Consider the following 23,932-nt stretch of genomic DNA (forward strand, 5'->3'; position numbering starts at 1 on the left):
GGGCAGGCTGATGACAGCTCTTGCCGAAGGCGAGCTGGCTCAGCGCTTCCCCCACGGAAAGCGAGTCCATTCTGCCGAAAATAGTTTTCACGTCCAGTCCAAATAGGGTGTTAGAGTATAAAAAACTATAGACCGAACTCCTTAATGGATTTTGTCTACAATTTGAAAGAAGCAGTCCCGTCATAGGACTGCTCCTCGAAAGAAATTATGAGAATAGTGCCTTAATCGCATCGATGAGAGATACGAAGAAGCTCTTCACCTTATCAAGGAAGGATTGTCCCTCTTCAGATTTCAGGAAGTTGGTCACTTTCTCTTTAGCGGCGTTCAGCTGTTCGTTCACGGCGCCCCAGTCGATCCCTAAGTCTTGCAGCTTATTGAATAAATCGATTAAGCTTTGAATTTGGGCATCGGTTAAGTTGATATTAATCTGTTCAGCCGCTTGGATGATGATGGTGCGCAGCTCTTCGTCATTCGCAGGCGGATTTACAGCGATTTCTTCTTTAATCGTTTCTACTAGCTTTGTTGCTTCCTCTGTGCCGATTTGGTCACCAAGCTTTGCTGTTTCAACCATCTCTTCGTTGGCCGCTTGCTTTTGCTCCTCAGAGATTTTTGTATCGGTGGAAACTTCATAGGCTTTGATTAAGCCTGTTAACGCGGCTGTACCAGATACTTCAAATGGTGCGGTGACATAAATATCCGCATCCTTGATTCCTGCAGTCGCTAAGGCATTTTTGTACATATCTTCCGTAACCCAGGTAATGTTTTTGGTTTTGACATTAATTCCTGAACCGCTTTTGGCGATGGTGATGGAAGAAGAGGAAATCGCTTTTGTGCCGATTAAGCGGCTGGCGACCTTACCGTCAAGATAATTATGCTCTTCTTTGTTTGATACGGTAACGATATCTACGTTATCTGGTGCATCCATTTCAGCCAGCAATAATTTTTTCTGCTCTGCGGTTAAATTCTCGCCAAGTGTGACAACCATGTCGCCGCGCTGTAAGTCCGCGTGTGTGATGCCGGGAATCAAAAAACCTGCTATCAAGAAGGCAGACATCATTTGTGCAATCCATTTTTTCATATTTTATTACCTCCTGTTTGAATTAGACGGATGAAATTTAAAAAGGTTTCATTATTCGTTATTGGAAATTTTTTCGCAAAGTCATGAGGCAGAATTTCGTCTAATCCTAAAATTACTATACTCAAAAGCTATCCATTTTGAAAGGTAATTTTGACAAAAACGAAAACAAGACAGTTTACAGATGACCGTTCATTATGTATAGTAGGGTATCAGATAGAAAATAGAAGAAAGAACGGATGTTTTAACACAGAAAATGGAATGAGTTGAATTTCTGGGTTAAAACGCGTATGATTAGGAAGATTGTGAAAAAAACAATTTTATAATTCTCATTTGATGAGGGATCAATTATGCTAATTAGGTACAAAAAAAGCTTTGAAAAAATTGCAATGGGATTATTATCATTCATGCCAGATGAAAAGGATATCAAGAAATTGCAGCAAAGCATGAAAAGCTACGAAACAGAAGAGAGCAAGCATTTATTCTTATGGAAAGAGGATGATGACTTCATCGGCTTGATTGGGATAGAAGTCCATGGGAATACTGCTGTCCTTGTCGATGTTTCCGTTAATCCATCTCATCGCGGTCAAGGAGTGGGCCGGATGATGGTGACTAGCGTAAGGGGATTTTATCCAGGCTATGAGTTTGATGCACGAAAAGAAACTGCCCAATTTTTAGCGAAATGCATGGATTGTTAATCTAATAGACTGACATAAATAGAGAAAAGCCCGTTTGTCGCGGGCTTTTCTTTATTTTTGACGCCGCATTTGCAGCTGCTTATTTCTCTCTTCAATAATGTCCGATCGGTCTCTCATTGTATGTCTGTGAATTAACTGACTGTCTGTGAGATTGCTTTTGTCTCCCCAAATTAAGCTCTGCCGCTTACATTCATTCTCGCATATGGAGGAAAGCTCAGAATCTGTAATGGGGAGCATGAGGCTTTCATAAGGAATATTAGCATGGATTCGTTGGATGTAATCGTCCAGACTATCAGCCAATGCGAAAACATCGAGTCCGAGCTCAGCTGTTTCTTCCGCTCGCTTGGTCAGGATTTGCCGGGCTTTTACAAGTGTCCGCGCAGCTCCCGCGTGATTGCCCCGGCGGTAATGGTAGAGACCGACCGCTATTTGAATGAGACCGACCCAGACGGAATCACGCCGAAGCGGGGGATGTTCTTTCCAGTATTCCTCCAGAATTTCGTGGCATTCAAAATAATCTCTTCGGCCATGGAATTCAACTAAGTATTGTATGTACTCGTCTGGATAGTTCATCGTTCTTTTCCTCTCCAATCCTTTGGCAGATAGTACCTATACTATACCGGTAATAACCGTCTAAGAAAAGAAATAAAAACTGCCGGCTTCATACCGGCAGCTTTTCAAGTGGTCTTGCCTGAATTGTTCATATTCAGGGTGTCAGCACCAGAAAGCCGCACCTACGATTACAAGCAAAATAAATAGTACGACAATCAACGCGAACCCGCTTCCAGCTCCTACAAATGCACCGCCATCTCCCATAGTTAAATCCTCCTCTTAAGCTTTTCTGTACATTGCATTGTATGACGAACGCACAGAGTTGTTTGGGCCACTGCCCACTTCTTTTAAATTTCTCCTCATACATGCTATTGGAAAGAGGCCAGACTTCATCTATACTAAAGGTAGTTTACTACGTAGGAGAGCCTGAAGATTATGAGCTATAAGATTAAGATAGATGCTTTTGAAGGACCATTAGACTTGTTATTGCATTTAATCAATCGGCTGGAGATCGATATTTATGATATTCCAGTCTCTGAGATAACTGAGCAGTATGTTTCTTACATACATACAATGAAAGAGCTTGAACTCGATGTCGCAAGTGAATACCTCGTAATGGCAGCGACGCTTTTAGCAATCAAAAGCAAGATGCTGCTGCCTAAGCATGAAGATGAGTGGGATGCCGAGGAAGAGGAGTTCACCTATGAGGAAGACCCGCGTGATGAGCTTGTCATGCAGCTCCTTGAATATAAGAAATATAAAGAAGCCGCCGGCGAATTCAAAAATCTTGAGGCAGAAAGAGCGCTTATCTATACGAAACCGCCGATTGACCTCTCCCCTTATTCATCTGATGAAAAGGTGGAAAAGGCCGATTTGGACGTGAATATATACGATATGCTGGGTGCTTTCCAAAAGCTGCTGCGCAGGAAAAAACTGCAGAGGCCGTTGCAGACACGTATCACTAGACAGGAAATGTCTATTGAAAAACGCATCGGGGAGCTGCGTGAGACACTTCGGGCAGGGCGGAAGAAGGTAGCATTCAGTGCCCTTTTTGCTGACGACAGTAAAGAGCAGCTCGTCGTTACTTTTTTGGCCATTCTGGAGATGATGAAGCAGAATGAGGTCATCGTTGAACAAACTAATAATTTTGAGGATATTTTCATAGCATGGAAGCAGGGGGATTTAAACGTTGGAAATCATTAATTGGAAATCGATTTTAGAAGCATTACTTTTTGCGGCAGGGGATGAAGGATTATCCTTGCAGCAAATTGCAAGCGTGTTAGAAGTAAATGTCGAGGAGGCACGAGATATTGTGGCTGACCTGACACACGCTTATGTAAATGAAGATAGAGGGATTTACTTGGTTGAAATGGCCGGGGTTTATCAGCTTGCCACAAAAAAAGAGCATGCCCCGTATTTAAAAAAGCTAGTTGAATCCCCTTCGATACACACATTATCCCAGGCTTCGCTCGAAACATTGGCGATTATTGCCTATAAACAGCCGATCACCCGTATTGAAATAGAAGCGATTCGAGGAGTAAAATCCGAACGTCCCATCCAGACGCTTGCATCTAAAGCGCTTATCAAGGAAGTAGGCAGAGCTGAAGGAGCTGGACGAGCCTATATATATGGCACAACATCAGAGTTTCTAGATTATTTTGGGCTAAAATCAATTGAGGATCTGCCGCCGATTGAGAATGATTTTGAAGAAGGATTTAATGATGAGGAAGCCGATTTATTTTTTCACAAATTCCAAGAGCTGGATTAAGTAAATCAGGAGGGGAAATATTGAAAATCATTTCTAGTGCCGGTTACGAGTTGACCAAGGAAAAGCCAAATTCACCGGAGGATCTTTTTAATCGTTCGGTCGTTAAATACAAGGAGGGCAGCCGCACTAAAGAGCTGCAAATCTTGTATGTACGTTACTTTGAGGAGTTGCTGGCGGAACGTCTATCTGTGGAATTAGCGGATTTCTTCGCGCGTCATAAGGTGAAGGATTGCTTAGCCTTGTTGTATTTAATGAAAAATACAGGTTTCTTGCCGATGAAAAAAGTGTATATAAACACGGAGAGTGATTTTTTTAATATTTTTGAAGACCTGGATATTCAAGAGGTGGAACGAATTCTCGACGGAATTGGAGTATGATGGTTTGTGAGGGAAACATTGATAATTCTCCCGGTATTCGGCAAATAAAGCATGACTTTTGTGCTAATCTGTAATAGAATATTCAGGAAGCAACGTTTCAAAATTAAGGGGAGGGTTCCGGTTGGGCAATACATTAGTGAAAAGCCAGTTGGAAGACGTAGCATCATATTTAGGAAAGACTGTACAAATCCTCGAAGCCTACTTGAATGATACTACGATGAATCGTTTAATGAGTGAAAAGAGCGGAAATGAAGATTATTACAGAGGGTTATTAGCCTCGATTCGGAAACTGTGCGTTTATTGTGAAGAAAGCCTGGATGCATGCAAGATCGTGCTTAAGAATGAGCCGTTTAATAAAGCTGCTGCAGAAAGAGTGCTTTACAGAGTATATCACCAATGCATTGAGGAGTATTTTGCCCCGAAAAGCGACTTATGGTTTGAGGACAGCCGTTCAGCTTATACAGGCCGTAACTGCATTAAATTCAGGGATGAGGCTCCGAACAGCTTGAAAGACACCGTTAAAGACCTTGAATCAGATATGCAGAGAATGCGTGAGGATCTAGAGTATTATGAAACAGACTATAAAACCAAAATGGTTCAATCCAATTAACTAACATTACGATTTTGAATAGAAAGAAGCTTTATTTCTAATTTGCAGAGGCTCAGGATATTTAATCCTGAGCCTTTTTATATGGGCAGGAAAGTATCATAAAGCACCCCCTCTTTTGAATAAACTGAATGAAAGATTCTATGGGGGTGATAGATTGTCTGAATTTCAGGCATATGTGGATGATTTGGCTCACTGGGTATCGAGCTTGGAAAAATGGGCGGCGGCAATAGGAGAGACAGCCAGCCAGTCCTTGTCAGAAAGAATGGCAGATATGAATGCGTATATCCATCATCTCAACGAGCGGCAGCCGACAAATGAGGATCTCATTAAACTCCAAACGATGGCAAAGCATTTAAATGGAGCCGTCGAACATATCAAGAATACGGAGGACTATGTGCCAACTGGGAAGCATGCTCTCCCTCCGCTGCCTTATCCATATGATGCACTTGAGCCTGTCATTAGCCGAGAAATCATGATGCTTCATCATACGGTTCATCACCAAGCCTATGTAGATGGGCTGAATAAAGCGGAAAACAAGATGAAGGAGGCCAGGGAGCAAAATAGCTATGAGTTATTAAAGCATTGGGAAAGAGAGGCTGCCTTTCATGGCTCTGGTCATTATTTGCACACCATCTTTTGGTATAACATGAACCCAAACGGCGGAGGGGAACCAAAAGGGGAATTACTTGATTTGATTAAGCGGGACTTTGGCAGCTTCCCGATGTTTAAGAAGCAATTCTCTGAAGCGGCAAAAAAAGTTGAGGGTGTCGGCTGGGATTTGCTCGTTTGGTCTGCGAGAGCCCATCGTCTTGAGATTTTGCAATCTGAGCGCCATATGCTTTTGACGCAATGGGATACGATTCCGCTCCTTGTCATTGATGTGTGGGAGCATGCTTATTATTTACAGTATAAGGCTGATCGAGGGAAATATGTGGATAATTGGTGGGGGTTGGTTGATTGGCGTAATGTGAATGAACGATTCATGAAGGCAAGAGAGCTTGGATGGAAGATTTATCGGAAATAACTTAAGAGAGGCTGACTGACGGATTCCTGCAGGAAACGCGAGTCAGCCTGTTTGATATTTGCTTTAATGAGCTGATGTGTGCCAATTCTTTAAATATGGTGCGGGAGGGAGGAAGAGTCCTTTTATATCCGCTCGCTTCTGCCAAATTGTATGGCGGGAGGTGTTTGCATCTGATGTTTTATGTATGCCATTGAAATGTATTCTTTTCTATACAGATTGCTTCATTAGAGGTATTGATTATAATATCAAAAAACTGACTGTACGGATGCATAAACACTTCATACTGTATACGGCGTTCTTGATGGGAATTCCTTAAGAAATCTATATCGGCTCCGCGTTCAGCGATATCACGGCTTGATCTTCTCATCAATTCCGTTTCATCATCAGTATAGAAGAATATTTTCAGATCAAATAAATTTGGATTAATAAATGCTGTGCTCATTCCTTCTACAATTGTTACTTTATTTTTTGAAGAAATGAACTTGCTTGTCGTGTAATGCGTATCAATCGTATATAAACTCAAACCACCCCTAACCATCTGAACATCTCTTTCTAAGGAAGATAAATGATGCGCAGAAGGATGGCAAGCCGTCATTTTATATCGGTGATTTTTGTTTTTATATGTATAGTCGATTAATGTATGCTTTCGGACATTCGAACTAACAATATACGAATCTGTGTTCATATAATTCACTTCATTTTTATTTAACAGATTTACAAGCTTATTGGCAAATGTTGTTTTACCAGCAGCACCATGGCCTGAAATGCCAATAATAATCCTTTTATCAGTCAAATGAACCCAATTTACTATTTTCTCCGATAACTGTTCCATCATTCTCCCCCTTAATATATAGCCATAGTATGAACCATATTGATGGCGGAAATATCCCCTCTCTTTATTATAGATGAAATTCAAACTGGTGATGATGTGGGATTCCAGAAAGCCATCACAACGATTGTTTAGCTACCCCGTTATTTCCCTTTGAAGGCTTATTTGGATGTCCTTGAGTGTATGCATTTCTACTTGGGGCTTATCAAAGCATCAAGCAGATATCCCTCATTCAATCAACTACGAAAAAAGATTCTGTTTCCCTCAAAGGCTGCATAGACTTGTACTAAAATGCTGGAGAGGACGAGTGTGGTGAAAAGATATCTAACACGAACGAAGAGAAAGAACCGAACGGATTTCTGTCAACGATCCTCTAAGGGAAGGAAGATTCTAATAAGCTTTCTAATATGTCTGTTGAGTGTTTCGATCGTTCTCGGTGATGGGGAACGAATACAGGCGAATGAAATGGAAAGCATGAAAGTCGGAGCGAAAAGCGCGATTACCATAGAACAGAGCACGGGCAGGATTTTATTTGAGAAGGATGCTCATAGTAAAAGAAGAATAGCGAGTATTACTAAAATTATGACGGCCATTTTGGCAATTGAATCCGGAAAAATGGATAAAACCGTGACAGTAACTGATTCGATTCTTAAGGCGGAAGGTTCAGCGATCTATTTAAAGGTCGGTGAGAAAATCAAATTGAGCGACCTTGTGTATGGACTCATGCTCCGTTCCGGAAATGATGCGGCTATCGCAATTGCTGAATCTGTCGGGGGCAGTGTGGAGGGCTTTGCTACCATGATGAATCAAAAAGCGGAATGGATTGGGATGGAGAACAGCCATTTTACAAATCCCCATGGATTGGACGACTCTAATAATCACTATTCCACTGCGTATGATATGGCGATACTAACCCAATATGCGATGAAGAATAAGGACTATCGCAAAATAGCTGGCACAAAAATACATAGAGCCCCGAATCCGAACGAAGCTTGGGATCGTGTTTGGAAAAATAAAAATCGTCTCCTTACCGAAAAATATAAATATTGTACTGGGGGAAAGACCGGTTATACGAAAAAGGCCAGACGGACACTTGTTACAACAGCATCAAAGGATGGTATCGACCTCATCACAGTCACGATTGATGATTCTACGGATTGGGCGGATCATATCGCGCTTTATGAAGCGGGATTTAACCAATATTCAATGGTGGAGGTTCTGCCGGAAGGTCCGATTGCAGCCATTAAGAAAGGTTTTTACAAAAAGAAGGCCCATTTAAGGTCTCCATTGGTCTATCCGCTGACAGAGGAGGAAAAAGACAAGGTAAAGGTCACTTATAAACTGCAAAAGCCGAAGAAAAAATGGAGAAATGAGAAGAAATGGCCTGAAAAGGTGGGGGTAGCCGAATTGATACTGGATAGTAAGGTTTTGTACAAAAAAACCATCTACTTGAAGGAAGAGAAGAAGACGGTCATGGAAACATGGAGGCATATGTTTATGATATTTGCAGGTGCTGATCGGGATGGTTAACTATATTTGGGTTGGTCTCAGCGTTATTGGTATCGTTTATGCCATGTTCACGGGAACGATGGCAGAGGTTAATGAGGCGATTTTCAAGAGTGCGAAGGAATCAGTCACCCTATGCTTCGGCTTGATGAGCATCCTCGTCTTTTGGCTTGGAATGATGAAGATTGCCGAGCATTCAGGTTTGCTTGAGAGATTGTCTCTCTTATTCAAGCCTCTTGTATCCCGACTTTTCCCTGATGTGCCGGCAAATCATCCGGCGATGGGATATATCGTCTCCAATATTATGGCTAATACATTAGGTCTAGGGAATGCAGCGACACCGCTTGGCATCAAAGCGATGGAACAATTGAAGATCCTAAACGGCAACAAGGATACAGCGAGCCGATCAATGGTGACCTTCCTGGCTTTGAACACGTCTGGATTAACTCTCATACCTACAACCGTGATCGGCATTCGTATCCATTATAATTCGGCAGACCCGACAGAAATAGTCGGTCCCACCCTCTTGGCTACCGTTATTGCAACCATTGCAGCAATCTTAATCGACCGTTTCTACTATTATAAGAGGGTGCGAAAGGGGATAGAGTAATATGCAATGGATTTCAGCCCTGTCGCTTTGGATGATTCCTGTTCTAATTTTATTCATTCTAATCTATGGAACCTATAAGAGAGTGCCAACATACGAGACTTTCGTGGAGGGCGGGAAGGAAGGAATCAAAATCACTTTCTCCATCATTCCATTTTTAATCGGGATGATGGTGGCTATCTCCATCTTCCGTGCATCAGGTGCCATGGATGCGGTCATCTCTTTAATAAAGCCTGTTCTCAACGTCCTTGGAGTTCCCTCTGAGGTCGTTCCGCTCGCGCTGATCAGGCCAATCTCAGGCAATGCAGCCTTAGGGATGGCAAGTGACCTCATCTCAAGTTATGGACCCGATTCCTTCATAGGACGAGTTGCATCCACCATCCAAGGAAGTACAGATACAACCCTCTATGTTTTAACCGTATACTTCGGGGCGGTTGGGATTAGGAAAATGGGGGATGCTTTGAAGGTTGGCTTATGGGCGGATTTAGTCGGGATTGGAGCAGCCATCCTGCTCGCGACAATCATGTTTCAATAAATGTTCACAAATAAGACAATAAATATCCTTATATGTAAAAATCAGGGTTGCAGGAAAGAAATCGGCCGTTTAAGCCGATTTTTTTGTGTTTCTTTGGCGATAATGAAATAATATCGATGAAAGTACATATCACTTTCGCGAAAAACAAAGTATAATGAACAATTAGGTAGAAACCCTATGATTTGTGTAAACTATCTAGAAAAAGTAAAATTAGACAGGTGATTAGCTATGGAAAGAATACAAAAAGTAATAGCACAAGCTGGGATTGCGTCAAGGCGCAAGGCCGAACAATTGATCCAGGAAGGGAAAGTAACCGTGAATGGAAAGGTTGTCAAGGAGCTTGGGATGAAGGTAGGTCCGAATGACCAGATTGAGGTCAGCGGCGTGCCTGTAGAAAAGGAAGAACCCGTATATTATCTTTTATACAAGCCGCGCGGTGTCATTTCTGCCGTATCAGATGATAAAGGACGCAAGACGGTTGTCGACCTATTCCCGTTCGTTGAAAAGCGTATTTACCCGGTGGGAAGACTGGATTATGATACATCCGGATTGCTTCTATTAACCAATGATGGTGATTTCGCTAATGCTCTTATGCATCCGAAATATGAAATTGAAAAAACATATGTGGCAAAAGTGAAGGGCATTCCAAGCCGTGAATTAATGCGCCAATTAGAGCGCGGAGTCATGCTAGAAGACGGCAAGACAGCTCCTGCAAAGGCGAAAATGATTTCGATGGACCGCAGAAAGCAAACATCCATTATTGAGCTGACGATTCATGAAGGTCGTAACAGACAGGTGAGAAGGATGTTTGAGGCCATTGGCATGCCAGTTATTAAGCTAAAACGCGAGGCGTACGGTTTCTTGACACTGCATGGTGTGAATACGGGAGATTTCCGTGAATTAACACCGCATGAAGTAAAGCAGCTTCGCAATATGGCATTAAATAAGAATAGATAAATCGAGTAATACGGCATATGGAGGCACTGCTTTTTTGCAATCGGGCAAAAAAGGTGGTGCTTCATGGGAAACATACAGGGACAAATGGGGGAAAGGCACGTATGAACAAACAAAAGCGTTTTTGGATGAGAACGATTATTTTGACTGTTTTGGCCAGTGCTGTCGTGTATGTCGTCTATTCAAGCTTAACGATGGACAAGGAAAAATCGCTTGATAATGGTGACGAGGCGCCGAATTTTGCGTTAACCGATCTTCAAGGAATGAAGCATGTGCTGGACGATTATAAGGGGCAGGGAGTATTCCTGAATTTCTGGGGAACATGGTGCAAGCCGTGTGAGTATGAAATGCCCTATATCCAAAGTCAATATGAACAATTCACGGACAAAGGTGTCCAAGTTCTGGCTGTCAATGTGAATGAGGCAGATTTTGTCGTGGAGAAATTCAGGGATAGACATAAATTGACATTTCCGATTGTGATTGATAAAAATAATCTTGTTCAGCAAAGTTATTTGATTAATAATTTGCCAGCCACTTATTTAATTGATAAGGATGGAAGAGTGGTAGATTATACGACTGGGAGTTTAACAGAAGAAAGAATCCAGCAGATGATGGAGCAAATTAAGCCATAACAAGGGGTAATGTTTCATGAAAGAAATCAAATGTGAATGCGGTCACATCAATCCATATGGGACCGTCCTGTGTGAGGCTTGCGGCAAGGTGCTTGAGAAGGAGACGGTGGAAGAGGAGCGGAAATTGCTCGATATGAAATACGAAGGAAGCGCAAGGCGTTCCCAAACGTATAATAAGACCGTGGTTGATAAGGTGTGGACATTCTTCTCATCCGTGAAGGTTGGTGTCACATTAATCATCCTGCCGCTCATTGCCGCTTCAATCGGGACCATTTTTCCGCAGGAGGCGCTCATTCCAGGAGGCGAGCCGGCCAACACTTTTTATGAGAATGAGTACGGAACCATCGGGAAAATTTATTATGAATTAGGACTACATAACTTATACAGCTCTTGGTGGTTTTTGCTGCTGGTTTCCCTGCTTGGTGTGTCGCTCGTGATCGCGAGCTTAGACAGATTCATTCCTTTATACCGGGCGCTTAAAAAGCAGCGTGTCACAAGGCACCCGCAGTTCATGAAGAGACAGCGCATTTTCGGCCATTCGAGAGAATCCGTTGAAAGCAGCTATGAATTAATTAAAGAAAGACTTAAAGCCAAGCGGTACAAAATCCGGGAAGAGAACGGGAACATCCTTGCTGAGAAGAATCGGTTCTCACGCTGGGGTCCTTATGTCAATCACATTGGACTGATTATCTTCCTCATCGGGGGAATGCTCCGCTTTGTGCCGGGTATGTATGTGAATGAGTATATGCGGATACCTGAAGGGGAAACAATCGCCGTACCGGGTACGGGCGGAGAATATTATGTGAAAAACAATCAATTTATCATTGAAACCTATGATAAAGAAGAGGATGCTCAATTTGAATCAGCGCTTGAGAGAACAGGCACAGTCGTAAGTAATTACCAGACTGATGCGACTCTTTACAAGCATGTTGGCGAAACGATTCCGGGGGAGGAACCGACGCTTGAGAAGGTGAAGGATTTTCCAATCATCGTTAATGAGCCGCTAAAGTTTGAATCATTTGCCCTCTATCAGACCTCTTATGAAGAATCTTTTTCATCTATGAGCTTTACTTTCATCAATAAATCATCTGAGAAGGAATTAGGGGAATTTACGGTTGATTTAAGGAATCCAAAAGATTCCTATGACCTTGGGGATGGATATAAGCTTGAACTCACAAGCTACTTCCCGGATTTTGAATTCGGCGAGAACAATCAGCCGACGACAATATCAAGGTATCCAAATAATCCGGCCTTCATCTTTAATATGTACACACCAGATAATCCTGAGCCAGAAGTCGCCTTCATTGGCATCCGTCAAAACCTTGAACCAATGGGTGAGAATGAATATGCGATTAAGTTTGCCGGCATTGATTATCAATACTCCACTTATTTAACAGTGAGGAAGGATCTGACTTTATGGATCTTAGCTCTAGGCGGGCTGATTTTCATGATTGGCGTCGTTCAAGGAGCTTACTGGCAGCATCGCAGGATTTGGCTTCAGCAAAAGGATGGGGAAATATTGATAGCGGCCCATACGAATAAAAACTGGTATGGAATCAAGAAAGAAATAAATGAGATATTAGAAGGTACGCCAATTCCGCTTCCGGTTGATCAAACGGAAGAGGAATCTAGTCAAACTAAAGGGGGAGAAGTGAGTGGCTGAACTAAGCAGTAATTTATTGTTTGTGGCCTTTATACTTTATTTAGTTTCAACGTTCATTTTTGCCGGTTCCATAAAGGGAAAGGCAGATACAAGAAATTACAATGGGTGGGCAAAAGTTGGTATCACCGTGACCATTATTGGTTTTGCTGCTCAGGTAGGTTATTTCATCACACGCTGGATCGCTTCGGGACATGCGCCTGTCAGCAATCTGTTTGAATTTACGACATTTTTCGGAATGATGCTAGTTGCGGCATTTATCATTATCTATTTCATCTACAAAGCATCAATCCTTGGCGTCTTTACGATGCCAATCGCTCTGTTGATTATTGCCTATGCGAGCATGTTCCCGCGGGAGATTTCACCGCTCGTTCCTTCTTTGAAGAGTCACTGGCTTCAAATCCACGTGACGACAGCAGCAGCCGGCGAAGCGATTCTAGCCATCAGCTTTGCGGCAGGTCTTATTTATCTATTGAAGTTTATCGACCAGACGAAGGCTTCAAAGAGGACCTTCTGGCTTGAGGCAATCCTGTTTTTCATGATATCCACGGTCGGATTTGTGGCAGTGACGACCGGTTTTTCACTGGCAGATTATAAAGCAGACTATACATGGGTCAATAAAGACGGCGCCGAAGAAACATTATCCTATACGATGCCGGCTTTGTTTGGGCCAAATGAAGCTAAGCTGACAGCTGGAAGTGGAATGGAACCATTCATTGAGATGCCTGCTATTATCAATGCGAAGAAATTTAATACGGTGATCTGGTCTATATTAGCTGGGCTGGTGCTTTACGGAATTCTTCGTCTCATCTTGAGAAAGCGGATAGGGGCAGCCTTGCAGCCTCTTGTAAAATCAGTCAATCTGAATCTTCTTGATGAAATTGGCTATCGCTCGATTGTAATCGGGTTCCCGGTATTCACACTTGGTGCCTTGATTTTTGCCATGATTTGGGCTCAGATTGCTTGGTCGAGATTTTGGGGCTGGGATCCAAAAGAGGTTTGGGCGCTTATTACATGGCTATTTTATGCAGCCTTCCTGCATTTGCGCATTTCAAGGGGATGGCACGGGGAAAAATCAGCCTGGCTGGCTGTTGTTGGCTTTGCCATCATTATGTTTAATCTCATCGTCGTTAACCTTGTTATTGCAGGGCTCCATTCCTATGCTTAATTAAACGAATAGATGAAAGGGTCAAATCTCATTTGGATTTGGCCTTTTTTGTGTACATTCTATGAAAAATTCAGGTTCAGAAGCCGTTATTTTTAAAAAGTTCACAAAAATTGATATGATGAAACCATAAGAGATTCTAGTGAATTAGCGGAATGGTACGTATTTCTTAGAATTTTTAGTTTTATATTCCTAAACCAATATTATCAAGGTATAATGAATTTTGAGGTAACTAAGTTGTTAAGTACTGGAATAGTTTCCATGAAGGGGGTTCGGATGATGGAGGAAAGAAACATCCGATTACTTGTAGTTGATGATGAAGACCGCATTAGAAGATTGTTGAAGATGTATTTAGAGCGAGAAGATTACGTAATTGACGAGGCGGCGAATGGAAATGAAGCTTTAGAGCTGGCCTTGGCAAATGATTACGATGCGATATTGCTCGATTTAATGATGCCCGAAAAGGACGGAATAGAGGTGTGCAGAGAGCTTCGTGAGAAAAAAGCCACGCCTGTTATTATGCTGACAGCTAAGGGGGAGGAAGTGAATCGGGTCCAAGGGTTTGAAGCGGGAACAGATGATTACATTGTGAAGCCTTTCAGCCCGCGTGAGGTCGTGCTACGGGTAAAAGCCCTTTTGAGAAGAGCTTCTAAAACATCTTATTTACAAGCGGAAGGTACAACAAAGGATGTTATTGTATTTGACCACTTGACGATTGATAATGATGCCCACCGTGTACTCGCTGATGGAAAAGAGGTTGCTTTGACCCCTAAAGAGTACGAACTGCTCTACTTTTTAGCGAAAACACCAGATAAAGTTTTTGAGCGCGAGCATCTCTTGAAGGAGGTCTGGCATTATGAATTCTTTGGAGATTTGCGGACGGTGGATACCCATATTAAAAGATTAAGAGAAAAATTAAATAAAGTTTCAGAGGATGCGGCAAAAATGATTGTAACCGTATGGGGAGTCGGCTACAAGTTTGAGGTGCAAACAGACTGATGCTTTGGAAAAGTGTGGTTGGCAAGCTGTGGTTAACCATTATCATGCTATTTTCCTTTGTCCTGTTTATACTGACGGTTCTGCTGCTGGAGTTTTTTCATAATCAAAGCATGCAGGAAGCGGAGAATTCCCTCTTTAAGACAGCCAATCAGGTTGAAACCGTCTTAAGAGAGCATGAGAATTATGACGGTTTGCTGAATGTCATTTGGGAGATGATTGATGAGGATATCGGCGTCGTCGTACTCTTAGATGATGGTACGGTTTATACGAGCTTGCAGGATGCTGACAAGGCCGAAATTGAACAGCTTTTTCAAGGGGATGCGGAGCTGAAAGGTGCTTTGTCAGGTGATGAAGAAGTAAAGGAAACGACCTACTTGCCTTCTGTTTTGGAAGGAGATAATGTCACACAGGCGACAATCGTCGGCATACCGCTGAATACAAATGGGGAACAAGGGGCTATCTATGCCTTTCAATCGGTTGATTCGAGCGAAAGTACAAGTGCTTCCACGACAAAATTTATTTTAATTGCCGTTTTGGCGGGAATCATTTTGACTACGGTCTTTGCCTTCTTTTTGCTCTCGAGGGTAACGGCTCCTCTAAGAAGGCTGAAAGAGGGGGCTGTAGAGCTCTCAAAGGGCAAATTCGATATGAAGGTCCCAATCATATCCAATGATGAAATAGGAGACTTATCGCGTACGTTCAACCGAATGGCAAAACAGCTGAAGCATAATGTGAGCGCCCTGCAGGAAGAGAAAGAGAATTTATCCAATATTTTGAGCAGTATGGCTGACGGTGTCATCACCTTCAATCGGGATGGAGAAATTCTCGTCACTAATCCGCCTGCTGAAGATTTCTTAAGCTATATCCAAATGGATGAGACGAATTTGGAGGGGCCGCAAACATTCGGCCATGTGCCGGAGAGACTGTTAAGCCTGTTCCAGGAGGTAAAGGATTCAGAAACGACGAAAATTGCCGAAATCACTGTTCATGGCCATGACTGGGTCATCTTAATGAATCCGCTTTATGATGCAAAAGCGGTACGAGGAGCGGTCGCCGTTCTGCGGGATATGACAGAGGAGCGCCGGCTTGATAAGATGCGGAAGGACTTCATCGCTAACGTATCTCATGAATTGCGGACGCCAATCGCCATGATGCAAGGGTACAGTGAAGCCATCATTGATGATATTGCGGAAACACCAGAGGAGAAGAAGGATATGGCGCAAGTTATCTATGATGAGTCCTTGCGGATGGGCCGATTGGTGAATGAACTTCTAGACCTTGCGCGCATGGAAGCGGGGCATCTCTCCTTAAACAAATCCGAGGTAGAGATTGGCAGCTTCATCGAACGAATCGTGAAGAAATTCAAGGGCTTAGCGGGTGTGAAAGAAATCAGGATTTCAGCTGATATGGATCAGCCTGATGCTGTTCTTCTAATTGACCCGGATCGCATGGAGCAGGTATTTACGAATCTAGTTGATAATGCCCTTCGTCATACGCCACAAGGCGGAGAGGTTCGAATCATCCAGCGGAGCAGTACAAATGGCACTGTGTTTGAAATTAAGGATACAGGGGTTGGGATTTCTGCTGAAGAACTCCCATTCGTCTTCGAGCGCTTCTATAAGGTTGATAAGGCAAGAACAAGAGGGCGAGCCGGGACGGGCCTTGGCTTGGCAATTGTCAAAAATATCATTCATGGCCACGACGGCAAAATTGAGGTAACAAGCAAATTGGGACAAGGAACGACATTCACCTTCTTCCTCCCAGAGAAAAAGTAGGAATTCGTGTTTTATGGGGGATGGCGGAGAATAATCTTGTTACATGGGAAACTTACAAACCATCTCATTGATAGGATATGATATGACCAATCGGGACCTTCACTTATTGTTCTATATGTAAACCGGGTGAATACATATGGAAGGATGACCGTATAAGTGGAGGGTACTTGGATGGTAAGCTATGCGAAGCGTTTTCTGATTGTGTTTGTGTTAGCTATTTGTATTGGACTCTTGTTTTTTGCCGGCAGGCAATCACAAGAAACCTTATCTCATATGCCTGTGCCTGCTTTAGCGAATGAAACAGGAAAAGCCAGTTCAACTATGTTGAACTGGCTTTTATTCATTTGATACGCTTAATAAGCTGGCAATTCAATGCCCTGTACAATGGAAAGATCGGGGCTTGATGCAAGATCGGATAGCGCATCCTCTGGAATTTCCTCATCAAACGTCAGTACCATGATGGCCTCACCGCCAGCCTCCTTACGGCCAACCTGCATGGTAGCGATATTAAGGTTCATATCTCCAAGCTTCTTGCCGACAACACCGATGACACCAGGACGGTCATGATGCTGGATATAAAGAATATGTCCTTCCGGATAGAAGTCAATTTTGAAATCATTGATGGCAAAAATTCGTGGTCCATATTCCTTGATGTAGGTCGCCTTCACTTCCATCGTTTTCGTTTCTCCCACAATCTTAACGGTCACGCTTGAAGAGTAGCCATGAGCTTCATTAGAGATCTTCTCTCCAATCGTGATGGACCGCTCCTTAGCGTAGAGAAGGGCATTTACCTCATTCACATTGACATCAACACGGCCTTTGAAAAAGCCTGAAACGAGGGCCTTGGTAAGAATGCTGGTATCATAGTCAAAGGTATCACCGCCATATTTAACCGAGATTTCCTTGATACCCTCTTGGATAAATTGAGAAAGAAAGCTTCCGACTGTCTTCACTAGCTGATAATAAGGCTGAATCCGATTGAAAAGCTCGGCTGGTATGGCTGGAAGATTAATCGAATTGGATACCGGAATGCCGTCAACGAAGGATACAACCTCTTTGGCCACTTGCTTTGCAACGTTTAGTTGAGCTTCCTTCGTCGATGCGCCTAAATGTGGAGTGACAATGATTTGATTGAGATTGAGAAGGCGGTTGTCAACAGGAGGCTCCTCAACAAATACATCGAGGGCTGCCCCTGCGACCTTGCCGGATTCAATCGCCTCATAAAGAGCTTCCTCATCGATTATCCCGCCTCTTGCACAGTTGATGAGGTAAACGCCATCCTTGCATTTCTGGATTGTTTCGCGGTTAAAGAGCCCCTTTGTGTCTTTGGTTAAGGGAGTATGTACAGTAATAAAATCAGATACAGCCATTAAATCTTCGAGTGAGCCTGTGGAGACCTGTAATTCCTTCGCCCGTTCAGCGGTCAAGAAAGGATCGAATGCAAACACATCCATTTGAAAGGCCCTCGCCCGTTTGGTTAACTCTGATCCAATACGGCCCATGCCGACGATGCCTAGCGTCTTGCCCTTTAATTCAGTGCCGGCAAACCGATTGCGCTCCCAGCCGCCGCCCTTGACGGTTTGGTGTGCCTGCGGGATATTGCGTGCCAAAGAGGCAATCATCGCAAATGTGTGCTCCGCTGTGGAAATGGTATTCCCATCAGGAGCATTGACGACAATGATCCCTCGCTTCGTGCAAGAAGGGACATCTATATTATCTACACCAACCCCAGCCCGCGCGATGATCTTCAAGCTTGTCATTCTATCAAGCAGTGCATCTGTTACCTTTGTAGCGCTTCTAACAAGCAATGCATCAAATTCATGCAGTTCGTTTCGTACTTCTTCAACAGTCTTTTGAACCACTAAAATATCTTCTCTGCCAATGAATGGTGTTAAACCATCCGGCTTTATGGCATCTGCAACTAGAACCTTAAACAATATTGTCACCTTCCTGTCGGGAAATTTGCTATGTTTTCACTCTACAAGACTGTCATTCTATGTGTCAATCATGTAAACGCTTACTAATTTGATATTTCAAAAAATAATTTTATTAGTCTTATTTTCAAGGAGATTAAGCAGTTTCGTCCTATAATAGGATACTTATCTCTTGTGTTTATGGAAATGGAATGGTATTCTTGCAATGAAGAGTCATTCATTCTATTTGTTATTTTACAGTGGAATGATGAATCAAAAACAAAATATGGTCTATCTTCGGGGCAGGGTGAAATTCCCTACCGGCGGTGATGAATGTATGCATTCTAAGCCCGCGAGCCTTAATAAGGCAGGATTTGGTGAGATTCCAAAGCCGACAGTATAGTCTGGATGGGAGAAGATGGAGGTCTCTGTTAACGTTCGAAAAATGAACTTTCATGAACGGTTATTTCACATTGCCTAATTCTCCCTTTATCAGTTATGATAAAGGGTTTTTTCATGGAAGGGACTTATTGAACTGGATTAACAGAACCTTTCTTCTATTGAGGTAGCGCCAAAACCTAAGGAGAGAGGAAAATGAACAGTAAAAACAGCAAGATTCAAAAGATGGTCAAGATTGGGATCCTTGGTGCCATCGGGTATGTTCTCATGATTTTAAACTTCCCGTTTCCAGGATTTCCTGCATTTCTGCAAATCGATTTCAGTGATGTACCAGCCCTAATTGCGGCGCTTGTCATGGGGCCAATGGCTGGCATTATGGTCGAACTATTGAAAAACATTCTAGACTTCATGATGACAGGCAGCGACACGGGCATACCAGTCGGACATTTCGCTAACTTCATCGGAGGCGTCTCATTTATTTTACCGGTCTACTATCTGTATAAAAAAACCGGTACAAAAAAAGGCATGATCCTTGGCCTCATCGGTGGAACCATTATTCTCGCCGGCTTCATGAGCGTTATGAATTACTATGTGCTGCTCCCTCTATACAGCAAATTGCTGCATTGGAACATGTCAGGACCGGAAATCCGCACCTACATTACAGCAGCCATTATTCCATTCAATTTAATTAAAGGAAGTATTATCGCAGTCGTCTTCTTATTGTTATTCGACAAACTGAAAGGATGGCTGGCGAAGGAATCCGTCATTAAAAGTGCTTAACGAAGCACATGAAATAGATTATATCCCGCGTAAGATGCGGACAAAGGGAAGCAGAACAGCTTGATTGTTCTGCTTCTCTTTTTTTGGTTGACAGTGGAAGGCGGGAGAAGCCAGGCAAAGCCCACCCTATGCCCATGCAAAGGGTATGAAGGGTGGGGGAAGTGTGGGCGAAAGATGGGAGTCGTCAGAAAAAGCCCACCCTATGCCCACGCAAAGGGTATGAAGGGTGGGGGAAGTGTGGGCAAAAGATGGGAGTCGTCAGAGAAAGCCCACCCTATGCCCATGCAAAGGGTGCAAAAGGTGGGGGAAGTGTGGACGAAAGCTGGGAAAAGCCAGGCAAAGCCCACCCTATGCCCATGCAAAGGGTATGAAGGGTGGGGAAAGGGTGGACCAAAGCTGGGAGAAGCCAAACAATAAAAAAGAAACCCCTGCCCAAAAGCAAAGGTTTCCTTCTATTCAATCCTATTCGAATTTCAATGGATCTCCATCGAATGATTCGTCTGCCACTTTAATTGAGTCAGTTGGGCAGCCTTCGAATGCATCCATCATGTCATCTTCTAGAACATCAGGGATCTCAACGATTCCTTGGTTATCATCTAAAGTAACAAATGCAATGCCTTCATCATCATAATCATAAATATCTGGAGCTGCGGCACCGCATGCTCCGCAAGCAATGCATGTTTCTTTGTCTACGATTGTGAATTTTGCCATGCTAATTTACCTCCCGCAAATAAATAATTTAATATCCGGTCTGGATATCAAACCCCTCATCTTATTGTAAAACTCATGGTATTACTTTTCAATAGCTAAAATTTCGTGATTTGTATGGCTTTTGTCACATTCCTAATGGAAAGATGCATCATTTAAGACAGGTATTTGGTAAAATAAAGATGTCTAATTGTGTAGAAATGGGGTGGAATTATTATATCATATATTGACGGTTTAATGCTGTATCTAATAAAAGTTTTAAAGGGTCAGAGGACGGCGTATTCACCTTTACATATACTTAATGGAAAACGTTCATCACAGCCTATTCAGGATGCAAGATTATATGGTTTGGATGCTTATTTTGCCGTTTTTCCTAAGCTTACCAGGGAAGAGTGGGAATGGCATTTACAGGACTTGAAGAAGCTTGGGCTGATAGAGCCGACAGGCGAGCTAACTTATTTATGTTCGGCTTCAGGACTTGCTATGCTAGAAGACTGGCAGTCAGAGTACCAGGCTATGCCGCATTTGAATGGTTTTCAATTTAAAGAATCCGCACCACTGTTTTGGGCCAGGCTGCAATTGCTTGTCCAGGTACTCTCCTGTATGGTGCATCAAACACGGTCGTTTATACCTGTGCAGCGTCATATGGATCATCAGCGTTTTGTGAAAGGATGGCTGAAGCAAGATGGCCGTGATTATCAGCTGATTTCTCACGAGCTGTATGCAGAGCTTCTCAAAAGTCTGGATAGGCTGCAAGGAATTGGGCCTGAGTTGCTCGTGATGCTCCTGACCGGCCATGAGCGGGCAGGAATGACATTAGGACAGGCGGCCCAGAAGCTTGGGATTGATCGTTATTATGCGCAAATTGTTTTCTTAGATACGTTGCATTATATTATGGCATCTGCGCAAAAAGAACCATTCCGGTTTCTTAATAGCTTGGCCATGCAAAATGAGGGACATGATGAAACGGTTTTGACTAATTCGACAAAAGCGACGTGGAGATTGGTGCAGCAAGGATTGACGATTGAGCAAATTGCGAAGGTACGGAGATTGAAGGTCAATACCGTTGAAGACCATATTGTCGAGATTGCCTCCTTTATTGAAGGTTTTGATATAGAGGAATATGTGACAATAGAGGAGCAAAGGCAGATCATGAATGCGGCTGCCTCTGTTAATACGGGGCAATTGCGTTCCATTAAGGAGCGGCTTCCAGAGGGCTTCCCTTATTTTAAAATCCGGCTTGTGATGACGAAACAGAGGGGAGGGGATAAGCGTGGGAATGCTTGAGGAGCAGTTAGTAAGATTGTTTGGATTTCCATCATTCAGGAGAGGGCAAAAGGAGGTTGTCGAATCCGTCCTCGCTGGTAAGGATACCTTGGCGATGCTTCCTACCGGCACAGGGAAAACATTATGTTTCCAGCTTCCCGGCTATTTGCTCGATGGCTTGGTTGTCATCGTTTCCCCGCTCCTTTCCTTGATGCAGGATCAGGTGGAGCAAATGAAGGCAAAGGGAGAAAAGAGGGTTGCCGCTTTGAATTCATTTGTTGATAAGGAAGAGAGGGAGATGGTTATCCGATCCCTTCATTTGCTGAAATTTATCTATGTGTCTCCTGAGATGCTCCAATCCCAGTTCATCTTACAAAAGATCAGCCGGCAGAAGATTGCGCTCTTTGTCGTCGATGAAGCCCATTGCATCTCGCAATGGGGTTATGATTTCCGTCCGAGCTACTTGCGGTTAGGGATGATTCGGGAGGCTTTGGGCAATCCGGTTACCCTTGCCTTGACGGCTACGGCGACAAAGGAGGTTCAGGAGGATATCTTGCGCAATTTAGCCATACCTGCTGCCAATGTGATGGTTTATGAGGTAAATAGAGAGAATATCGGCATAATCGTTGAAGAGGTCGATGGCAGCGAAGGTAAACGGGAGAAATTGTATGCTTATTTAAGTGCCTTGAAGGGAGCGGGCATAATCTATGTCTCAAGCCGTAAGCTTGCCGAAAGTTTGTGCAGCGATCTAATATATGCAGGGTATCAAAAAGCGGCTTTTTATCACGGCGGTATGGACACGAACGATCGCATCCTTATACAACAGCAGTTTGCAGGGGGCCAGCTCGATTTGATTGTTGCGACAAACGCTTTTGGTATGGGAATCAACCTCGAGAATTTACGCTATGTGATTCATTACAACATGCCAGCAAGCATGGAATCCTATGTGCAGGAAATAGGCAGGGCAGGAAGAGACGGACTCCTATCCATGGCTTTGCTGCTATATTCGGATGGAGATGAACGAGTATCTGCAAAGATGATTGAGAAGGATTATCCGGAGCGTGCCGAAATTGACTGGTTTCTAGCCAATCGTGATACACTCCTAGATGCAAATTCAGGGATTATTGTGGATGATAAAATCGAGCGATTGAGAGAGGTAGAGCGGATGCTCGATAGTATAGAGGGAGAAAGCCTTAGTGAAAGGAAAGAAAGACTTAGCGCATATTTTGATACGCGCTTATCGGACAAGCTGCGGAAGCTCTGGCAATTCAGGGAATGGATTCGCAGTGCCAGCTGCCGAAGAGAATCGATTGCAGCCTATTTCGACCAGGAACCAAGCGGAGGCTGGGAGTATTGCTGCGATAATTGCGGGCTGACGTTTGAAGCGCTCGTTTTGAACCTTCCTCTAGAAATGGTACAAGAGAGACAGTATCTTGGGTGGAAGGCAGAGCTCGCCCGTCTTTTCGGAGAGGAGGATGAACGAAAAAAGCATGAGGAATAAACAAGCAGAATTAATAAAGAGCATGACAGATGAAGAATTGTATAAGCAATTGTTGTTGACACAGGGTCTTTTGTTGATAACTGCTGCTGTCATAGGCTTTTTGACCTTTGATGGAATTGAACAGTTCTCCTCTCAACTACAGATAAATACGATGTCTTTATTGCTTGGATTTATGGCTGGTTTGGTTGTGGTTGGGCTCGATTTGGCGGGGATGAAGTATTTCCCGCCCGCTTATTATGATGATGGAGGAATCAATGAAAGGATATTTCAATCTTTATCGATTCCAAGGATTTTCTTTTTGACTGCGCTGATTGCTATTGGAGAAGAAGTCTTATTTCGGGGAGTCATTCAAGCGAATTGGGGAATATGGGTTGCGAGCGGAATCTTTGCCGTCATACATATTCGATATTTATCCCATTGGTACTTATTTTTGAATATTTGTTTATTGAGCTTGTTTATAGGCTATATTTTTGAAATAACAGGCAGTCTTTGGGCGACTATCCTGATGCACTTCATTATTGATTTGCTCCTGGGCCTCTTCTTGAATAAAAAGGGGAAGGACAGGTCTTCATAAAAGTCGAATATCCCTCATAAGTTTT

At 43.2% G+C, this 23,932-nt stretch carries 28 protein-coding genes and 1 riboswitch; of the genes, 21 read left to right on the forward strand and 7 right to left on the reverse strand.

The features are described 5' to 3' along the window. Both CYL18_RS19455 and CYL18_RS02975 read right to left on the reverse strand, forming a co-directional pair. The coding region (locus CYL18_RS19455) for a hypothetical protein (RefSeq protein WP_236636202.1) at positions 1 to 184 on the reverse strand (184 nt) is incomplete at its 3' end. A 21-nt stretch (positions 185 to 205) separates the two neighbouring features. Continuing rightward, complete coding sequence (locus tag CYL18_RS02975; RefSeq protein ID WP_104847958.1) at positions 206 to 1,078, reverse strand: DUF1002 domain-containing protein; 873 nt, start codon at positions 1,076 to 1,078, stop codon at positions 206 to 208. Positions 1,079 to 1,425: 347 nt separating this feature from the next. Here CYL18_RS02975 and CYL18_RS02980 point away from each other — a divergent pair, with 347 nt between their 5' ends. Beyond that, positions 1,426 to 1,773 (forward strand): GNAT family N-acetyltransferase, encoded by a 348-nt coding sequence (locus CYL18_RS02980; RefSeq protein ID WP_104847959.1) that lies wholly within the window; start codon positions 1,426 to 1,428, stop codon positions 1,771 to 1,773. A gap of 51 nt (positions 1,774 to 1,824) precedes the next feature. On the opposite strand, the gene CYL18_RS02985 is transcribed toward CYL18_RS02980, so the two are convergent. Both CYL18_RS02985 and CYL18_RS02990 read right to left on the reverse strand, forming a co-directional pair. After that, complete coding sequence (locus tag CYL18_RS02985; RefSeq protein WP_104847960.1) at positions 1,825 to 2,346, reverse strand: DUF309 domain-containing protein; 522 nt, start codon at positions 2,344 to 2,346, stop codon at positions 1,825 to 1,827. A gap of 141 nt (positions 2,347 to 2,487) precedes the next feature. Further along, a complete protein-coding gene (locus tag CYL18_RS02990) occupies positions 2,488 to 2,589 on the reverse strand; it encodes a YjcZ family sporulation protein (RefSeq protein WP_104847961.1) in 102 nt (33 codons plus the stop codon). A 171-nt stretch (positions 2,590 to 2,760) separates the two neighbouring features. On the opposite strand from CYL18_RS02990, the gene CYL18_RS02995 reads away from it, so the two are divergent. The 5 genes from CYL18_RS02995 (at position 2,761) to CYL18_RS03015 (ending at position 6,104) form a co-directional block, all read left to right on the forward strand. Next, positions 2,761 to 3,528: a segregation/condensation protein A gene (locus tag CYL18_RS02995; RefSeq protein WP_104847962.1), complete on the forward strand. Its 768-nt coding sequence runs from the start codon at positions 2,761 to 2,763 to the stop codon at positions 3,526 to 3,528. Continuing rightward, entirely contained in the window at positions 3,515 to 4,093 is a 579-nt protein-coding gene (gene scpB / locus CYL18_RS03000; protein ID WP_104847963.1) for an SMC-Scp complex subunit ScpB, read from the forward strand. Before CYL18_RS02995 ends, scpB begins: the two co-directional genes overlap by 14 nt. A 20-nt stretch (positions 4,094 to 4,113) precedes the next feature. Further along, positions 4,114 to 4,470: a hypothetical protein gene (locus CYL18_RS03005; RefSeq protein WP_104847964.1), complete on the forward strand. Its 357-nt coding sequence runs from the start codon at positions 4,114 to 4,116 to the stop codon at positions 4,468 to 4,470. A gap of 121 nt (positions 4,471 to 4,591) precedes the next feature. Then, positions 4,592 to 5,080 carry a YpuI family protein gene (locus CYL18_RS03010; RefSeq protein ID WP_104847965.1) on the forward strand — a complete coding sequence of 163 codons (489 nt, stop codon included), beginning with the start codon at positions 4,592 to 4,594 and terminating at the stop codon, positions 5,078 to 5,080. A 154-nt stretch (positions 5,081 to 5,234) separates the two neighbouring features. Next, positions 5,235 to 6,104, forward strand: a complete 870-nt coding sequence (locus CYL18_RS03015; protein WP_236636203.1) for a superoxide dismutase — start codon at positions 5,235 to 5,237, stop codon at positions 6,102 to 6,104. Positions 6,105 to 6,282: 178 nt separating this feature from the next. Here the strand turns inward: CYL18_RS03015 and CYL18_RS03020 are convergent, their stop codons facing one another. Next, the gene (locus CYL18_RS03020; RefSeq protein WP_104847966.1) at positions 6,283 to 6,936 is read right to left on the reverse strand and encodes a uridine kinase family protein; all 654 of its coding nucleotides are present in this window, start codon (positions 6,934 to 6,936) and stop codon (positions 6,283 to 6,285) included. Positions 6,937 to 7,398: 462 nt separating this feature from the next. Between CYL18_RS03020 and CYL18_RS03025 the strand changes: the two genes are divergently transcribed. From CYL18_RS03025 to CYL18_RS19200, 10 genes are all read left to right on the forward strand, one after another. Continuing rightward, positions 7,399 to 8,463 carry a D-alanyl-D-alanine carboxypeptidase family protein gene (locus CYL18_RS03025; protein ID WP_104848347.1) on the forward strand — a complete coding sequence of 355 codons (1,065 nt, stop codon included), beginning with the start codon at positions 7,399 to 7,401 and terminating at the stop codon, positions 8,461 to 8,463. After that, positions 8,456 to 9,049: a nucleoside recognition domain-containing protein gene (locus tag CYL18_RS03030; protein WP_104847967.1), complete on the forward strand. Its 594-nt coding sequence runs from the start codon at positions 8,456 to 8,458 to the stop codon at positions 9,047 to 9,049. Before CYL18_RS03025 ends, CYL18_RS03030 begins: the two co-directional genes overlap by 8 nt. Before the next feature lies 1 nt (position 9,050). After that, a complete protein-coding gene (locus tag CYL18_RS03035) occupies positions 9,051 to 9,581 on the forward strand; it encodes a spore maturation protein (protein WP_104847968.1) in 531 nt (176 codons plus the stop codon). Positions 9,582 to 9,809: 228 nt separating this feature from the next. Continuing rightward, positions 9,810 to 10,538 (forward strand): 23S rRNA pseudouridine(2605) synthase RluB, encoded by a 729-nt coding sequence (gene rluB, locus CYL18_RS03040; RefSeq protein ID WP_104847969.1) that lies wholly within the window; start codon positions 9,810 to 9,812, stop codon positions 10,536 to 10,538. Between the two features lie 101 nt (positions 10,539 to 10,639). Then, positions 10,640 to 11,167, forward strand: a complete 528-nt coding sequence (gene resA, locus CYL18_RS03045; RefSeq protein WP_104848348.1) for a thiol-disulfide oxidoreductase ResA — start codon at positions 10,640 to 10,642, stop codon at positions 11,165 to 11,167. A gap of 16 nt (positions 11,168 to 11,183) precedes the next feature. After that, positions 11,184 to 12,830 carry a cytochrome c biogenesis protein ResB gene (gene resB / locus CYL18_RS03050; RefSeq protein ID WP_104847970.1) on the forward strand — a complete coding sequence of 549 codons (1,647 nt, stop codon included), beginning with the start codon at positions 11,184 to 11,186 and terminating at the stop codon, positions 12,828 to 12,830. Beyond that, positions 12,823 to 13,995: a c-type cytochrome biogenesis protein CcsB gene (ccsB, locus tag CYL18_RS03055; protein WP_104847971.1), complete on the forward strand. Its 1,173-nt coding sequence runs from the start codon at positions 12,823 to 12,825 to the stop codon at positions 13,993 to 13,995. The genes resB and ccsB overlap by 8 nt, the downstream gene beginning before the upstream one ends. A gap of 273 nt (positions 13,996 to 14,268) precedes the next feature. Continuing rightward, positions 14,269 to 14,991, forward strand: coding sequence for a response regulator transcription factor (locus CYL18_RS03060; protein ID WP_407984509.1), 723 nt, complete (start codon positions 14,269 to 14,271; stop codon positions 14,989 to 14,991). Further along, entirely contained in the window at positions 14,988 to 16,766 is a 1,779-nt protein-coding gene (locus tag CYL18_RS03065) for an ATP-binding protein (protein ID WP_104847973.1), read from the forward strand. The genes CYL18_RS03060 and CYL18_RS03065 overlap by 4 nt, the downstream gene beginning before the upstream one ends. 171 nt (positions 16,767 to 16,937) lie before the next feature. Continuing rightward, on the forward strand, positions 16,938 to 17,114 hold the full coding sequence (locus CYL18_RS19200) for a hypothetical protein (RefSeq protein ID WP_161497067.1): 177 nt from the start codon (positions 16,938 to 16,940) through the stop codon (positions 17,112 to 17,114). 5 nt (positions 17,115 to 17,119) lie between these two features. Here the strand turns inward: CYL18_RS19200 and serA are convergent, their stop codons facing one another. Further along, positions 17,120 to 18,703 (reverse strand): phosphoglycerate dehydrogenase, encoded by a 1,584-nt coding sequence (serA, locus tag CYL18_RS03070; protein WP_104847974.1) that lies wholly within the window; start codon positions 18,701 to 18,703, stop codon positions 17,120 to 17,122. A gap of 265 nt (positions 18,704 to 18,968) precedes the next feature. Further along, positions 18,969 to 19,103, forward strand: a riboswitch (FMN riboswitch). Positions 19,104 to 19,273: 170 nt separating this feature from the next. On the opposite strand from serA, the gene CYL18_RS03075 reads away from it, so the two are divergent. Both CYL18_RS03075 and CYL18_RS19075 read left to right on the forward strand, forming a co-directional pair. After that, positions 19,274 to 19,858, forward strand: a complete 585-nt coding sequence (locus CYL18_RS03075) for an ECF transporter S component (protein ID WP_104847975.1) — start codon at positions 19,274 to 19,276, stop codon at positions 19,856 to 19,858. A gap of 237 nt (positions 19,859 to 20,095) precedes the next feature. Continuing rightward, the gene (locus tag CYL18_RS19075; RefSeq protein WP_146102805.1) at positions 20,096 to 20,275 is read left to right on the forward strand and encodes a hypothetical protein; all 180 of its coding nucleotides are present in this window, start codon (positions 20,096 to 20,098) and stop codon (positions 20,273 to 20,275) included. Between the two features lie 45 nt (positions 20,276 to 20,320). Here CYL18_RS19075 and CYL18_RS03085 read toward each other — a convergent pair whose 3' ends face one another. Then, on the reverse strand, positions 20,321 to 20,569 hold the full coding sequence (locus CYL18_RS03085) for a ferredoxin (protein ID WP_049670532.1): 249 nt from the start codon (positions 20,567 to 20,569) through the stop codon (positions 20,321 to 20,323). A 345-nt stretch (positions 20,570 to 20,914) separates the two neighbouring features. Between CYL18_RS03085 and CYL18_RS03090 the strand changes: the two genes are divergently transcribed. The 3 genes from CYL18_RS03090 to CYL18_RS03100 are packed head-to-tail and all read left to right on the forward strand — an operon-like array spanning position 20,915 to position 23,907. Then, entirely contained in the window at positions 20,915 to 21,853 is a 939-nt protein-coding gene (locus CYL18_RS03090; RefSeq protein ID WP_161497068.1) for a helix-turn-helix domain-containing protein, read from the forward strand. Then, positions 21,846 to 23,333, forward strand: a complete 1,488-nt coding sequence (locus CYL18_RS03095) for a RecQ family ATP-dependent DNA helicase (RefSeq protein ID WP_104848349.1) — start codon at positions 21,846 to 21,848, stop codon at positions 23,331 to 23,333. Before CYL18_RS03090 ends, CYL18_RS03095 begins: the two co-directional genes overlap by 8 nt. Further along, positions 23,308 to 23,907, forward strand: a complete 600-nt coding sequence (locus tag CYL18_RS03100; protein ID WP_236636204.1) for a CPBP family intramembrane glutamic endopeptidase — start codon at positions 23,308 to 23,310, stop codon at positions 23,905 to 23,907. The genes CYL18_RS03095 and CYL18_RS03100 overlap by 26 nt, the downstream gene beginning before the upstream one ends. The last annotated feature ends 25 nt before the right edge of the window (positions 23,908 to 23,932 follow it).

Origin of the sequence: Pradoshia eiseniae (assembly GCF_002946355.1) — a bacterium.
Classification (GTDB): Bacteria; Bacillota; Bacilli; order Bacillales; family Pradoshiaceae; genus Pradoshia; species Pradoshia eiseniae.